13 protein-coding genes are annotated in these 15,867 nt (G+C 50.3%); 10 read left to right on the forward strand and 3 right to left on the reverse strand.

Annotated elements, in window-relative coordinates; genetic code table 11:
* Positions 1 to 102 precede the first annotated feature (102 nt).
* The 5 genes from ACN0YN_RS07830 (at position 103) to ACN0YN_RS07850 (ending at position 5,502) form a co-directional block, all read left to right on the forward strand.
* Positions 103 to 810, forward strand: a complete 708-nt coding sequence (locus tag ACN0YN_RS07830; protein ID WP_417384446.1) for a PTS sugar transporter subunit IIA — start codon at positions 103 to 105, stop codon at positions 808 to 810.
* 329 nt (positions 811 to 1,139) lie between these two features.
* Complete coding sequence (locus tag ACN0YN_RS07835; protein ID WP_417384447.1) at positions 1,140 to 1,871, forward strand: PIG-L family deacetylase; 732 nt, start codon at positions 1,140 to 1,142, stop codon at positions 1,869 to 1,871.
* A 167-nt stretch (positions 1,872 to 2,038) separates the two neighbouring features.
* Positions 2,039 to 2,782 carry a PP2C family protein-serine/threonine phosphatase gene (locus ACN0YN_RS07840; RefSeq protein WP_417384448.1) on the forward strand — a complete coding sequence of 248 codons (744 nt, stop codon included), beginning with the start codon at positions 2,039 to 2,041 and terminating at the stop codon, positions 2,780 to 2,782.
* Between the two features lie 85 nt (positions 2,783 to 2,867).
* Positions 2,868 to 4,448 carry a hypothetical protein gene (locus ACN0YN_RS07845; protein WP_417384449.1) on the forward strand — a complete coding sequence of 527 codons (1,581 nt, stop codon included), beginning with the start codon at positions 2,868 to 2,870 and terminating at the stop codon, positions 4,446 to 4,448.
* A gap of 205 nt (positions 4,449 to 4,653) precedes the next feature.
* Positions 4,654 to 5,502 (forward strand): hypothetical protein, encoded by an 849-nt coding sequence (locus ACN0YN_RS07850; RefSeq protein ID WP_417384450.1) that lies wholly within the window; start codon positions 4,654 to 4,656, stop codon positions 5,500 to 5,502.
* Between the two features lie 5 nt (positions 5,503 to 5,507).
* Here the strand turns inward: ACN0YN_RS07850 and aroH are convergent, their stop codons facing one another.
* A complete protein-coding gene (aroH, locus tag ACN0YN_RS07855; RefSeq protein WP_417384451.1) occupies positions 5,508 to 5,879 on the reverse strand; it encodes a chorismate mutase in 372 nt (123 codons plus the stop codon).
* Positions 5,880 to 6,286: 407 nt separating this feature from the next.
* Here aroH and lpxD point away from each other — a divergent pair, with 407 nt between their 5' ends.
* A complete protein-coding gene (lpxD, locus tag ACN0YN_RS07860; RefSeq protein ID WP_417384452.1) occupies positions 6,287 to 7,369 on the forward strand; it encodes a UDP-3-O-(3-hydroxymyristoyl)glucosamine N-acyltransferase in 1,083 nt (360 codons plus the stop codon).
* 60 nt (positions 7,370 to 7,429) lie between these two features.
* Positions 7,430 to 8,323, forward strand: a complete 894-nt coding sequence (locus ACN0YN_RS07865; RefSeq protein WP_417384453.1) for an LpxI family protein — start codon at positions 7,430 to 7,432, stop codon at positions 8,321 to 8,323.
* A 23-nt stretch (positions 8,324 to 8,346) separates the two neighbouring features.
* Here the strand turns inward: ACN0YN_RS07865 and ACN0YN_RS07870 are convergent, their stop codons facing one another.
* Entirely contained in the window at positions 8,347 to 8,775 is a 429-nt protein-coding gene (locus ACN0YN_RS07870) for an FHA domain-containing protein (RefSeq protein ID WP_417384454.1), read from the reverse strand.
* Positions 8,776 to 8,810: 35 nt separating this feature from the next.
* Here ACN0YN_RS07870 and ACN0YN_RS07875 point away from each other — a divergent pair, with 35 nt between their 5' ends.
* From ACN0YN_RS07875 to fusA, 3 genes are all read left to right on the forward strand, one after another.
* Positions 8,811 to 8,990: a hypothetical protein gene (locus ACN0YN_RS07875; protein WP_417384455.1), complete on the forward strand. Its 180-nt coding sequence runs from the start codon at positions 8,811 to 8,813 to the stop codon at positions 8,988 to 8,990.
* 411 nt (positions 8,991 to 9,401) lie between these two features.
* A complete protein-coding gene (ppdK, locus tag ACN0YN_RS07880; protein WP_417384456.1) occupies positions 9,402 to 12,134 on the forward strand; it encodes a pyruvate, phosphate dikinase in 2,733 nt (910 codons plus the stop codon).
* 430 nt (positions 12,135 to 12,564) lie between these two features.
* On the forward strand, positions 12,565 to 14,709 hold the full coding sequence (fusA, locus tag ACN0YN_RS07885) for an elongation factor G (protein WP_417384457.1): 2,145 nt from the start codon (positions 12,565 to 12,567) through the stop codon (positions 14,707 to 14,709).
* Positions 14,710 to 14,800: 91 nt separating this feature from the next.
* Here fusA and ACN0YN_RS07890 read toward each other — a convergent pair whose 3' ends face one another.
* Positions 14,801 to 15,712, reverse strand: coding sequence for a dihydrodipicolinate synthase family protein (locus tag ACN0YN_RS07890; protein ID WP_417384458.1), 912 nt, complete (start codon positions 15,710 to 15,712; stop codon positions 14,801 to 14,803).
* Positions 15,713 to 15,867 lie beyond the last annotated feature (155 nt).

The raw sequence follows: 15,867 nt of genomic DNA on the forward strand, positions 1-15,867 counted from the left end.
TTTCACACCTTCGTTTTTTATGGCTCCCTGGATACAGGTAGCAATAAAAAATCCCTCGCAGATTAGTTCTCTCCTGATTTTTCTGGAATGTGGTGACACATCATGGCTCACGAATCCTTTAGCCTGAATGATCTGGCAAAACAGTTAGGCCGCGACCGCCGAGAACTGGAAAAACTGGCCAATCGCGGCAGAATCCCGGGGCGTAAGGTTCAGGGGGAATGGCAATTCCATTCCACTGAAATCACACACTGGCTGGAACAGGAAATGCGCAGCTATACGACTTCAGAACTGGAACGGGTCGAACAGACCAATCCGCCCCCCATGCTGGATGCGGATAATCTCATCAGCAGCCTGATGCCTGAAGAACTGATTGCAGTCCCCCTTGATGCGCGCACCAAAAGATCGGTTCTGGAAAGCCTGATTGAAGTCGCAGGCAGGACCTGGCAGATCTGGGAGCCGGCCACTGTCCTGACGGCCGTTCAGGAACGGGAAGAAGCTTACCCCACCGCATTCGAAAACGGAGTCGCGATTCCCCACCCCCGAAATCCGATCCCCGACGCCGTCGGCGAACCATTAATCGCTTATGGCCGAACGCTGTCAGGGATTCCCTTTGGCGCTCAAAACGGGTCTCTGACTGATATTTTTTTTCTGGTCATCTGCTCCGACGCTTCGACTCACCTGTCAGTACTCGCCCGACTGGGCAGGTTGATGCAGCTTCCGGATTTCGTCGAACAGCTGCGTGAAGCCGCCACTCCACACGACACCAGACAGGTCATTATCGAAGCGGAAAAAAAAGTCGCTACCTCTTAATTGACCTCGTTCAGCCAGCCGGACAACTGCACCAGACTCATCCTGCGTTTTTCCCCTCAGCTGGCCTCTTCTTTTCACTCTGGCAGATTTCTACATCACGATTTCATACGAAATGGAAGTATTCAAATCAAAGGTTTGTTACGATTCTGAATATATTTGAATTTCCAACGTTGACGAATACTGCTGGAACACAAAGAATGGTTTACATCACTGGTCATTAAATCACGCAACCACACCCTCTCAAACGCGACGACCACATTCAGAACCCAGACAACCAGTAAATGTATTTTTAATCAGATACTGCATTAGCGCCTACGAAAAGAAAGCTCATGAATTCAGAACTCCCGGAACAACTTGATGTCATCGCCGTCGGTGCGCATCCGGATGATGTTGAGATCGCCTGTGGTGGAACGCTGGCAAAACTCGTCCACCAGGGATATCGCGTGGGCATTATCGATTTGACGGATGGCGAACCAACGCCACTCAGCCCGGGACCGGAATCCAGACTGCTGGAAGCAAAACAGGCGGCTGAAATTCTGGGAATTCATGTCCGGGAAACACTGGAACTGACCAACCGACGACTGTTTGACAGTTTTGAAAATCGGGTTGCTCTGGCAAACCTGTTTCGGAAATATCGCCCTAAAGTGGTACTGGGACTGGCAGGCAAAACCCCCATGGCTTCCCCCGATCACTGGCAGGCTATGCAGATTACGGATGCGGCTGTATTTTATTCCCGTTTGACCAAATGGAATGACCAGTTCGATAACACCGAACCACACACGATTCAGAAACAGGTCTGGTATCCGCTGGGATTTGGATCCCTGAACTACCCGGAAGGCAGCGGACAGTTTGTGGTTGATATTTCAGATACTTTTGAACAGAAACTCGACTCGATTCGAGCTTATCAGTCCCAGTTTCCCCCCGAGAAAAAACGGGTTTACCGGCTGGTTGAGAGTCAGAATCGTCTGCTGGGGACCAGCGCCGGCTTTGAAGCAGGTGAACTGTTTATCTGCTCCACAACTCTGGGGGTTCGTGATTTAGTCCAGACGGTATGTCCCTGAAATTCTCATAAGACAATAAAAAACCAGCAGATACAACAATATTAAAATTTCCATCCCAGACAAAAGATGTTATGATACTTCAAAGGAATTTCACATATGTCTAGCATGGAAGGCGTGAGACTTCGGCCTCATCCAGAATTATCATCGACACGCATACAGGCTTTTTAATGGTTGAAATTCGTTACGGCTCAGTCAGCATTACCGGAAATTTCCGTGAAAATAATGAGGACAATCTCTTTGTTGATGACCTCAACAAATATTTTCTTGTCGCCGATGGAATGGGTGGACAGTGCGCCGGAGAAAAAGCCAGTCAGTTAGCAATCGAACTCATTCCGCAGAAGCTGAACGAGCTGATCGACTCTAACAGTGACGAAGCTGAAAAAGTGACGCAGTCCATCGATCAGGCCGTCGCACATGCGAATCTCGAAATCATGGCGCTGGGCGAACTGGACCCCAACTGCCGCAGCATGGGAACGACGATCGTATTTGCCATCCAGGTGGGAGAGAAATTCTTCATCGGAGGCGTGGGGGACAGTCGGGTTTACCTGCTGCGAAATAATGTTCTACATCAACTCACAACAGACCACTCCCTCACTCAGGCACTGGTTGACGCTGGTACGATTACTGCCGAAGAAGCATTAACCCACCGTTACAAAAATGTGCTCTATCGCTATCTTGGAACGAAAGACGGCAGCGCCGGTACCCAGGCCCGTCATCTGGACCCGACTCCTCAGGATCGAATGATTCTCTGCTCGGATGGTGTCACCGATGGGATCTCTGATGAGAAACTGCAAGACCTGCTGGGACAATATGATGACCCGCAACAGGCAGCAGAAGAAATCGTCAAAGCGGCACAGGAAGGTGGCTCCAAAGACAACATTACCTGCATCGTAATTCATATTGATGAATAACCCGTGTCTCTGCAGAAACCACGGCGTATCCCAGTCCCCGATGCTTTGTAAACGGCCTCCTCTCAGTTTTCATTCTGGCTGAACAATGCGATTTCGAACTCTATTACCGTTCCTGCTGACCAGCCTGATCACCATTGCCATGCTCTGGTTGACTCAGATTTCACTGGGAGTGGAAGGTGAGTGGAGCTGGGATCGCATCCCGTTTGCAGCAGCTGAAATGATTCCCGGCTGGATCGTGACTGCCATTGCTTTCGCCGTCTACCTTTTACTGACTCTGATTGCTCTTTCGCGGATGCCTGATTGCCGCTGGTACGAACTGGCTGTCTGGCTGGCAGCCCTGACTACAGCCGCAGGTCTCTGGTCTCTGCAGCTGCAAGACAGCCCACCTGGAGAATACCGGCTGTCGAAAGCAGCATTTGTACTTTACTATAAAGGCTCCTCGGGATATTTCACGCAGGCACAGACAGAGATCTCCGATGTCTCACAATTCCTCAGTGAATATGAAGGAAAGATGGAACAAGGCGATGTGCTGCATGAAGGGACTCATCCTCCAGGCCTGCCTCTATTTTATCTGGCGTTGATTCGACTCTGTGAAAACAATCCCGGACTGCAATCCTTTCTATTGGACACGCAACCCGCATCATTTCAGGAAGCCGCCGATGTCATCGCCGGTATGACGTCTCGTTCGGAACATCCCCTCGTGCCGCGAGACCGTGCTGTTCTGTGGCTGGCCACCCTGATCACGTTAAGCATGTCTGCCCTGACCGTTGTTCCTCTCTTTCTTCTTGCGCGGGAATTTACTTCAAGCACGGTCAGCTGGCAGGTGGCTGCGTTCTGGCCATTAATTCCAGCAGCTCTGATCTTCCAGCCAAAATCCGATGCGCTCTACCCGGTCATCGCGATGCTGTTTCTGTATCTCTGGGTGATTGCCTGCAGACGAAATAATCTGATCTACGCTTTTCTGGCTGGCCTGCTGATCTGGGGAGGCCTGTTTCTGACTTTGGCATTTCTGCCGGTCGGAGCGTGTGCGGTCTGTTTTTCAATACTGCAACTCTGGCCTCGTCTGACTGGTTCCCGAGAACCCCATGCTGCCTGGAAAACTTTTGCCTTTACGGCACTCAGCGGTCTGGCAGGGTTCTGTTTACCGATATTAATTCTCGCCACGGTGTTCGATCTGAATATGCTGCGGGTCTGGTTTCTGAATTTTCAAAACCATGCCGGCTTTTACAGCGAGTATACCAGGACCTACTGGAAGTGGTTGCTGTTCAATCCTCTGGAGATCAGCCTGGCATTAGGACTGCCTGTTGCCTGGCTGGTTTTTCGCTCACTCTGCAGTCGAGGAGGATTCGACTCTGAGCAGTCAACAGCTCCCCCCAACAGCCTGAAACCATTGCTGCTGTCGTGTGGGCTCGTACTGATCCTGTTGTGGCTTTCGGGGAAGAACATGGGAGAGGCGGCGCGACTCTGGCTCATTTTTCTCCCCTGGTTCCTGTTGATGACGATCCCTTACTGGCAAGCGATCCTAGACAGTCAGGCTCGTGAAAAGACGCAGGCCAGTTCATTTTTAAAACTGCAGACGGTCTGGATCATCGCATTAACTGCGCAAGCTCTGGTTTGTGTCGCCACCGTCAGCCGGATCACCGGATTTCATTTCCCTCCCGGCTGAGAACTGAGCAACGCTCCCCATACAATTCCTGTAACCGGGTTATTCGGAAATCTCTGCGCAGCACTAAGCATCCGTTTTTCGCTGAGTCGATATTCTATTCAAGGTGTCCCCGACTGCTCATCACGTTTCCCGAATGCCCGGGAGCATCTGCAGCAGTCTGAACTGAGGCGGGCCCTTTTTCATTAATCGAACCGGGTGAACTGACATGGCTTTTTTGAAATCCAACACGGCCAGGCTCTGTAGAATGATCTGCTGTGTACTCGTCGTGATTTCAGTGAGCCATTCCGGTTGTTCTGACCATTCTCTGGAGTACACCGAACTAAAGCAGATCAACGAAAAAGTAACCGAAGCAGAACTGAAGCGCTACCTCAAAGTCATCAAACTGATGCCTGAAGGAAAAATGCCCACCTTTCCCACCGTGTATGCCCCAGCGCCTGTCTGGAGCCATATTCGTTCTCTTCCTATTGAAGATCTGGTTAACAGTGAGCAGATCAATATGTCACAGCTCTGGGATGTAGAACGGATCAGCGATCAGTTTGGGATACGGAATCGATTACTTAAAAAAGCACTGCTGCGGAGGGATATGTCCAAAGAACAGTTCATCAGCTTTACGCTGGCGATTGGACTGGCAGCCAGCCGCCACCAGTTACGACCAGATCAGAAACTCGACGAAATCATTAAGAAAGGGAACAAGGCCATCCATCAGCTGCAGATGGATAAACGACCGTTTTCCTCACTCTCTCTGGAAGAACGCCATCGGACTTTACACGAGGCAATGTGGATTGCCCGGGTGAATCGCGCCGAACAGCTCATTCAGGTTCCACCAGAAAATATCAATCTGGTCAATACTTACTGGGATCAACTCAAAGAAGTATTACCGCCGCAGTTCTTGAAAAACCCGCTGGATGAACTGACCGATACGCTGGAAGAACGCGGTATTCCCTTCACCGTACAGGATGATGACTCTGATCAGCTTCTGGAATGGACATCAGCAAATGCCATTATTGGTACAGATGATCCCGACCCCAAACCAGCACCGGTAAAGATTCAGTAACAGGATTACTGCGCGGAAGCGACATCAGGTCGCAGCTTTTGTGCTTCATTCAGATACACGTGCACGACTTCAGACTGTTTCTGATCTGTATTGACGTGAATCATAACCCTGATACAGCGTGGCATCGCCCCTTTGACGGCGATTTCAGAAGCGCAGATCAGTGGCACTGATTTCATTCCCAGTTCACGAGCCGCTTCTGCCGGGAATACAGAGGTCAAATCAGGAGTTGTTGTAAAAAATACAGAGACAATATCTTCGAAGTTTTCGATCCGGTTTGATTTGAGAAGCTGTTCCAGGAGCTCACGCGTTGCAGACAGGACTTCTGCAGCAGCATCCTGTGTCACCGTTGTTGCACCACGAATTCCACGTACCGACATCGTTAATACCATGTATCTTTCAATATTGATTTCTTAACTGGAGATTCTGACGTAGTTTGCGTCGTCAGACCATTTGCTCCGGAAACGATCCTGCAAAGTCAAAACCACATCCTAACTAATTCATCGGCTGTTCGCTACCAGTGACATTCCTGAATTCCTCGCTGCGAATCTGATCAGCCCTGGAATTAACTGCTTAACCTGTTGAGAGTTGGATAAAAAACTCGTCAAAATGGAAATATCCCCCATTTTAAAAAATGCTCTTGCGTTAAATTCGTGAAATCAGTTAAAAATCAGCGAGATTAGGGGGAACAGCATTACAGGACTTGCCAAGATGGCTGTCCGGATCCCTCTGTTCATCGTCTGACAATCGATCAACTATACGTGCATCTTCCGGAAAGGACTCCTTGATGTCGACGACTGTTGAGTGGATCGCTCAAGAGCTGAATTGCCTGGTAAAAGGCAATCAACGATTAGAAATACATGGTGCAGAGTCTGTTCTGAAAGCAGGTCCTCACGATATCACCTTTGTCGGCGATGAGCTGAACCTCAAGCGGCTGAAATCAAGTAACGCCGGCGCGGTCCTTCTGGAAAAACGCCTGGAAGAATCATTTGAGAAAGCGTTTGAAGAAGCCCCTTTCACTTCGATCGCCGTTGAAGATGCGCAGGCCGCGTTTATTAAAATCATTCAGAAGCTGCGTCCCCAACGTCAGCTAGCTGACATCGGAGTCTCCCCACAGGCACTCATCAGTGATGATGTTCAGCTGGGCGAGAACTGTCATATCTATCCCCAGGTCACAATCCGACCGGGAGTGCGGATCGGCAAGAACTGTCGAATCTATCCTGGTGCCTATATTGGTGACGACTGTGTCATCGGCGATGATGTGACCATTCACGCCAATGCCGTGTTTTATCCTGATGTAAAACTGGGGAATCGTGTCCTCGTTCATGCTGCGGCAGTCTTAGGCTGCGACGGGTTCGGCTATCGCTTCGAACAGGGGCGCTATGTCAAAATCCCCCATCTGGGCAGTGTGAGAATTGAAGATGACGTGGAAATCGGCGCAGGCACCACCATTGACCGGGGCATGATCGGCCCGACCGTGATTGGGGAAGGCTCTAAAATCGACAACCAGGTCATGATTGCCCACAACTGTGAAATTGGAAAGCATAACGCATTCGCCTCACAGGTAGGCTTTGCCGGTTCCATCACCACCGGAGACTATGTGCGGTGTGCCGGGCAGGTCGGAGTCGCAGACCATGTCCATATTGGAGATCAGGCCACTCTGGGTGCACGGGCTGGCGTCCATCGGGATATTCCTCCTGGTGAAGTACACATCGGAACTCCAGCAGCCCCGGAAAAAGAACAGCGTAAGATTGTCATGTCGATTCGCAAAGTTCCCGAGATGCGGAAACAGATCCGTGAACTGGAATCTCAAATCAAACAAATGAGTGAGCAACTCGAGAACCTGAATCAAATCACAGCCAACCAGTGATCAGACAGTGGGCTCTGTTCACGCTTACGATAAGTTTCAATTTGAAACTCTGAAAAATCGATGAACGAATTGCAAACGAACAACTCAGAACATTCTCAACGACAAATCGGACTTCTGGCCGGAGCGGGCCGGTTCCCCATTGTGTTTGCGGAACAGGCACGACAACAGGGATATTCCGTCTGCTGCCTGGGCATCTTTGGCATGGCCAGTGAAGAATTGACTGAAATCTGTGACACCTTCCACTGGATTCCACTGGCACGAATCGGTAAAGCAATCAAGCTGTTCCAGCGGGAAGACGTCAAGCGCATCGTGATGGCTGGCAAGATTGAAAAGACGGTCCTGTTCAGCCCGTTTCGTATTTTAAAACTATTACCAGATCTACGTACGCTGCATATGTGGTATCGCTACGCTAAGAAAGATCGCAAAGACGATACTCTGCTGCTGGCTGTGATCAAAGAATTTGAGCGTGACAATTTATTCTTCGAATCTGCATTAGACTATTGCCCGGAGTTACTCGTGAAACACGGATTTCTGACTAAACGACGCCCCACTCATTCCCAATGGGAAGATATTAAAATGGGATGGGATATTGCCAAACAGATGGGGCAACTCGACATTGGACAAAGCATCGTAATCAACGATAAAGCAGTGATCGCGGTCGAAGCCATTGAAGGCACCGACCGGGCAATTCAACGTGCAGGTCAGTTATGTAAACGGGGCGGATTCACGGTCGTCAAAGTAGCAAAACCTCAACAGGACCGACGGTTTGATGTTCCCACCGTGGGCATCAAAACACTGCAGACCATGCATGAAGCAGGCGGACGGGTACTGGCGATTGAAAGCAATCAGACCATTATGATTGATCAGAAAGAAGTTGCCGACCTGGCAGACAAACTGGGAATCGCAATCGTTTCTCTCAACGAGGAAGAACTGACTCTGCAACTGGCCAGTTAATTCGCTGCAGGTCGTCGAGAGCGTCAGTCGGAGATCAGCTTAATCTCGCTTCCATTTTCACTGTCGGAATCCAAAGCTTCCTGTTCCGGCTGCACTTCCAGGTTGAAGGCCGTCAGCATCTCGGTCCTCTGATGTACTCCGACTTCCGGATCATCCTCTTTGGGATCCCCCGAAAGTTCTACCTCAAATTTCGTTGAGGCCAGTGCCAGCTCATCCCCAGGCAACAGAGCGCCGCGGGTAATCTTCTGCCCGTTCACGCGAGTTCCATTGGTGCTGCACAGATCCCGGACAAACAGCAGACCATCCGTTTTAATAATCACACAGTGGATCTTGGAAATGCTGTTTTTATCGATCTGGATATCACACAAATCCGACTTGCGCCCCACGACGGACACATCCTTTTTGATCAGGATCGGCTGACCTCCATTAATTGGAATCAATCTGGCTATCATCTTTGTGACCCGAGAGGGAATGAAAGAGTGTGTAAGTGTTTGCTTGGAAAACGCTTATTGTGATCTTGTCAGAAATGCGTGAACAAATGAAATATTTGAGCCTTGCCTGTCATGGTATCACAGGTCGTACGATTTTCCATGCTAAATTACTCAGATCCCCAGAAACTGAAAATATCCAGAAGAATACACCGGCTGATTTCGCAGCAATCCGCTGAAATCGGAGGGCGTTTAACTCGAATGTGGCCAGTCGCTTGACGGTGGGACTGAGCAATGGTAGTGTCCCTAGTAAATGAGCTGCAAACCGATGGTTGAACGTACAGGATTCCAGTCATCTACATCACAATTGACTGACCAGAGCAAATCCCCGAGCCGTGACAGCCAAATCGGATCAACTGGATATCAACCGCCAGCGACAGGTCTTTCTCTGGAAAGACAATCAGCAGTCTGCAATTTCTTTGCTGACTGCCGCGAGTTCCGGATACATGCATGAGAGGGGTTGAAATTCAATCCCTCATCTTAACGAGAAGCATCAAGCTTCTGAACAATAGATATGTACTGGTTAGCAACCGGTTTCTTTGCGTGAAGGGACCGAAAGCCTAATCAATTAACACTAAGAGGAAATAAGTATGTCAGGTCAAAAGTATGTGTACTTCTTCGGTGATGGAAAAGCAGATGGCGATGCGACAATGCGCAACAGCCTCGGTGGTAAAGGTGCGAACCTGGCAGAAATGATTAATATCGGCCTTCCCGTCCCTGCTGGTTTCACTTTGAACACGGAAGTCTGCATTCACTACAGCAAGACCAAAGGTGAGTATCCCGAAGGCGTTGAAGCTCAGGTCGAAGAAGCACTGGCTAAAGTGGAAGAAGCCATGGGTGCCAAATTCGGCTGTGACACCAACCCACTGCTGGTTTCCTGCCGCTCCGGTGCTCGTGAATCCATGCCCGGTATGATGGACACCGTCTTAAACATCGGCCTGAACGATACCACTGTAGAAGCCTTGGCCAAGCAGTCCGGAAATGAAGCCTTCGCGTGGGACAGCTATCGCCGCTTCGTTCAGATGTACGGCGACGTCGTTCTCGGCATGAAAGGCGCTGACGAAGATCCCTTCGAACACGCCCTGGAAGCCAAACGTGAAAAAGCCGGCGTCCAGTACGATTCCGAACTGAATGCAGAACAGTTGAAAGAACTGGTTGCTGAATTCAAAGCTCTGATCAAAGAAGGAACCGGACAGGACTTCCCAACCGACCCCAAACAGCAGATCTGGGGTGCCATCGGCGCTGTATTCAGCAGCTGGGACAACGACCGTGCTGTCGTTTACCGCCGCGATTACGGCATTCCTCACAACTGGGGAACTGCCTGTAACGTGCAGGCCATGGTTTACGGAAACCTCGGTGATGACTGTGCGACAGGCGTCGGCCTGACCCGTAACTGTTCAACTGGTGAACCAGGATTCTGCGGCGACTACCTGATCAACGCTCAGGGTGAAGACGTTGTTGCCGGTATCCGGACTCCCAAGCAGATTGAATCAACACTGAGTACTGATCTGCCCGAAGGTTACAAACAGCTCGACGACATCGGACGTAAGCTGGAACAGCATTACAAAGACGTGCAGGACATCGAATTCACCATTCAACGTGGAAAAGTCTGGATGCTGCAGACTCGTAATGCAAAACGAACCGGCTTTGCTGCCGTCCGGATTGCCGTCGATATGGTCAACGAAGGTCTGGTCAGCAAAGAACAGGCCATCACCAAAAAACGTATTCCTGCCGACGACCTGAACCAGCTGCTGCAGCCGATCTTCGATCCTGCTGAAAAAGAAAAGGCAGCCAAAGCAGGTGACCTGCTCACCAAAGGGATCAACGCCGGTCCTGGTGCTGCCTGCGGTCATATCTGCTTCAGTGCAGAAGACGCAGAAGCAATCTACAACAAAGACAACTCAGCTCAACTGGTTCTGGTTCGCCGCGAAACCAGCCCGGAAGACCTGCGTGGTATGCGTGTTTCTAAAGGGATTCTGACAGCTCTGGGTGGAGCCAGCTCTCACGCTGCTCTAGTGAGCCGTCAGATGGGTAAAGCCTGTATCGTCGGTGCCTCCGAACTGAAAATCGATTCGGCTGCCGGAACCATCACCAAGGGTGACAAGGTTCTCAAGAAAGGTGACTGGATCAGCATCGATGGTTTCACCGGAGAAGTCTTCGCCGGTAAAGTCGAAACCAAGCCCAGTGAAATCGTTGAAGTTCTGATTTCCAAGACGATGAAACCGGAAGAATCCGAAACTTATCAGCGTTATGAGCAGCTGATGAGCTGGGTCGATGAAATCCGTAAACTGAAAGTTCGCACTAACGCTGACCAGCCCGATCAGGCTGCCGAAGCAATTTCCTTCGGTGCCCAGGGGATCGGCCTGTGTCGTACCGAGCATATGTTCTTCCATCACCTGGCCGAAATCCGTGAAATGATTGCCGCCGGCGATGTTGCCTCACGAACCAAAGCCGTCAACAAACTGCTGCCGTTCCAGCGTGAAGACTTTGCCGGTATCTTCCGGGCGATGAACGGTCTGCCCGTCACCATTCGTCTGTTGGATCCACCACTGCACGAGTTCCTTTCTGACCGCCATCTGGAAGAAAACCCCACACTGGCAGAAGAACTGGCCAACGAACTGGGTGTGACCGTTGATTTCATCCGTCGCCGTGTCGAAGAACTGCACGAATTGAACCCGATGCTGGGTCATCGTGGCTGTCGTCTGGGTATTGTTTATCCGGAAATCACAGCCATGCAGGCACGTGCGATTATGGAAGCTGCCTGTGACGTTCAGAACGAAGGCATTGAAGTCTTCCCGGAAATCATGGTTCCCCTGGCTGGATTCAAAACAGAATTTGATGACCAGGCTAGTATCATTCGTGCAGAAGCAGAAAAAGTACTCGAAGAGAAAGGCGTTAAGGTCAACTACCTGGTCGGTACCATGGTTGAACTTCCACGTGCTGCCATCTGTGCTGATCAGATCGCAGAGACTGCTGAGTTCTTCAGCTTCGGTACAAACGACCTGACTCAGACCACTCTGGGGATGAGCCGCGATGACTACGGAACATTCATCGGCCACTATCGTGAAAACGACATCATTCCATCCGACCCGTTCCAGACCATCGATCAGGATGGTGTCGGACGTCTCATGCAGACAGGTGTCGAACGTGGTCGTGGCTCTCGTCCTGAGCTTAAGATCGGCATTTGTGGTGAACATGGTGGTGACCCTGCCAGTGTGATCTTCTGCCACGAACTGGGCCTGGACTACGTCAGCTGTTCTCCATTCCGGGTACCAATCGCCCGTCTGGCTGCAGCACAGGCTGTACTGGAAGAAAAAGCGTAAGACTATTCTCAGTCTAAATTTAACTGCAGGGAGAGGTGCTCTGGTACCTCTCCCTGCGTTAGACTGCTTTATTTTTCAGCCAAAATTGACTATACTGATTGCGCAATTAATCGGTGAGTTTTCGGAATTTAACCAAAAATCCTCTTCCCCCGAAGACGATACAACGATAAGATTCTACGCTCACACCTTACGCTCAGATTATCTACTTGCGAAACGTTCCCGATGTTAGTGATCCCTTGTTTAACAAACCTGCCGGGTCAGCCATCACAACAGTAGAGTGATGCGATTTTGCAGGGCCTACCTCCCTGTAAAACTTGAGTGTTTCTTCTCAAAAAGTTCCGACTAGTATTGAGCGCTTTGACGAGGACGGTATGTTGCCGTCCGATTTGTATCCATAACATGTTATCCTTAGTGAACGTGCATTAAAGCCATGAAAAATCTGGACAAGTATCGAAACATTGGAATTTCGGCTCACATCGACTCTGGTAAAACCACACTTACCGAACGAGTTCTGTACTACTCAGGACGAATTCACAAAGTGCGTGAAGTTCGGGGCGGCGATGGTGGCGCTACGATGGATAGTATGGATCTGGAACGCGAGCGTGGAATCACCATCGCATCCGCTGCCACTCAGGTGCAGTGGAAAGACACCACGATCAACATCATCGATACTCCAGGCCACGTTGACTTTACCGTGGAAGTAGAACGCAGTCTTCGCGTACTCGACGGTGCTGTACTCGTACTCTGCTCAGTCGGTGGTGTTCAGAGCCAGTCACTGACCGTGGACCGCCAGATGAAACGTTATGGCGTTCCCCGTATTGCCTTCATCAACAAGATGGACCGTACCGGTGCTGATTCCGCCAGCGTGATCAAACAGATTGCAGACAAACTGCACGTTGTGCCGCTGCCACTGCAGATTCCAATGGGTGAAGGTGCTCAGTTCCAGGGAGTTGTCGATCTGGTCACCATGCAGGCAGTCACCTACGAAGGTGATCAGGGCGAAAAAGAAGTTTTCGGCGAAATCCCTGAGCAGTTCAAAGATGCCGCTGAAGAAGCTCGCTCAAACATGCTCGAAACACTTTCGATGTTCAGCGATGACCTGATGGTTGCTCTGCTCGAAGAAGCAGATGTGCCTGTCGAAGACATCTACAAAGTCATTCGTGAAGCCACACTGTCTCACGAAATCACTCCCGTGATGATGGGAACAGCTTTCAAAAACAAAGGTGTGCAGACTCTGCTGGACGCTGTCGTTCGCTTCCTGCCCAGTCCGCTGGATCGCGATATTTCTGCGATTGATCTGGATGCACAGCAGAAGGCGATCAAAGAAGGTGCAGAAGACACCAGCAGTGATACCTTCCGTACAAAGCTGTCGCACTCTTCAGACAAGCCTCTGGTTGCCATGGCATTCAAAATTGTCGACGAAACATTCGGCCAATTGACCTACATGCGTATCTACCAGGGTAAGATCGAAAAAGGCCAAAGCTACGTCAACACCCGAACCGGAAACTCAACCCGCTTCGGTCGTCTGGTGCGTATGCACGCTGACAGCCGTGAAGACGTTGACTGCGGTGAAGCTGGTGACATCATCGCTGCCGTCGGTATGGAGTGTGCCTCCGGGGATACGTTCTGTAGTGATGGCGTGAACTTCGCTCTGGAAAGTATTTTCGTTCCAGAACCTGTGATTCGTCTTTCAATCGAGCCACTGGATCGCGATGGTGCAGACCGTCTGGCCAAAGCCATTCAGCGTTTCAACCGCGAAGACCCCACTTTCCACGTGATGACCGACGAAGAAACCAATCAGACGATCATCGCCGGTATGGGTCAGTTGCACCTGGACGTTTACATTGAACGTATTAAACGTGAATACAAAGTGGAATGTATCATCGGTGAACCACGTGTGGCTTACCGCGAAACTCCCACGATTCCCGTCGAATACAATCACAAGCACAAAAAGCAGACTGGTGGTTCCGGTCAGTACGCTCATGTGGTTGGTAAGATTGAGCCGATGCCGGTCGAAAACGACAGTGAAACTTATGAATTTGTAAACAACATCAGCCAGGGTCGTATTCCCCGTGAATACATTCCTGCCGTTGATAAAGGTTTCCAGCGTGCACTGGTCAAAGGCCCGCTTTGCGAGTGTGAAGTGGTCGGCGTGAAAGCCACTCTGTCTGACGGTAGTTACCACGATGTGGACTCTTCCGAAATGGCGTTCAATGTTGCTGCATTCAACTGTATGCGGGAAACACTGAAGAAATCCAACATGGCTCTGCTGGAGCCCATCATGAAACTGGAAGTGGAAGTTCCTGAAGAATTCCAGGGAGCTGTTTCCGGTCACGTTGCTCAGAAACGTGGTGTGATCAACACTTCTGAAACCCGTATGGGAACCAGTACCTTCATCGCAGAAGTACCACTGGCCAGCATGTTCGACTATGCGAATGAACTGCGTTCGATGACACAGGGTAAAGGTGGATTCAGCATGGAATTCTCCCGTTATGCTCAGGTGCCTCGAAACATTCAGGAAGAAGTCGTCGCACGCCGCCTGAAAGAAAAAGAAGAACGTATGGCAACAGCCTAAGTTCTATGACGATAAACGAAAAGCCCCGTTTTACGAAACGGGGCTTTTTTTATTGTACCAGGATTAAATTATAGACTTCTCAATTACTTGCTCAGGCTAGTTCCGCTTCTGCTGCCAGAATTGGTTCCATCAACTGGCGAATCTCTGCTTCCTGCTCACCGGTCAGAGTCCGCTGCGGTGCCCGAGGCGGTCCGAAGTCGGCCCCCGTCAGTGTAATCGCATATTTCAGCATGCTGATATTGAAACTGTCCCCGGCACGTGCCCGGTAATCTTCAATGGGAAGAATCAGCTGCTGAATCCGCATGCCTTCCTCATAATTCCCGGCATGAAACGCAGCATGCATCGCCAGCGACAGTCGCGGGCAGACATTGCCTGCACCACTGGTGAACCCCCCCGATCCTGCCAGCATATAATAGGGTGCAAAACGTTCTGCCGATCCGCAAATCCACTCCAGTCCGTGTGAATCCGCATTCACAGTCGTACGAAACTGATGCATCTGATTTACCGAGTATTTCACCCCTACCGAACGGGAATCAGCGGCCAGTTTCAGCAGCAGTTCATCACTGGGGATTTCCGCTTTTTTATAGAACAGAGTCGGACAGTCAACCGCATCCATTACCGTCAGATAATATTCTTCCGCCCCCCGGTCACTCATGTAGGGATGTGCGAACGGCATAAACATGATTCCGGTTGCCCCCGCTTTGATACAGTCAATGGCGGTCTGACGGGCCACTTTGACCTGGTATCCGATCGGTGCAAAAATCAGTGTTTCCGGCCCAGTCACTTCGCGGGTTACTTTGACCAACTGGACAATTTCTTCAGGTGACAGGCTGTGAAATTCACTTGTGCCTGCCCCCGGTAAATAGACTCGCATTCCTGCTTCATATAATTTTTGAGTGTGCGCTGCCTGCTGATCCAGGTTGATCTGATCGTTCTGATCAAAGGCAGTCAGCGGAACAATATGCACGGTTTGCAGCTGTTGACGTTCAAGGGAGGGACTCATGAAACAATTCCTGTTACCTGGGTAGATCGGAGGACCAGAGACTTCATTTCTGCCGATGCATCCTGCAGAATGAAACCAAAACGTGGATTTCCAACAGAATACTTAAGACTCTTTACATACTGTTGTACGTAGAAATCGAGCGACCATCAATCGAG

Source organism: Gimesia sp. (genome assembly GCF_048260065.1).
Lineage (GTDB): Bacteria > Planctomycetota > Planctomycetia > Planctomycetales > Planctomycetaceae > Gimesia.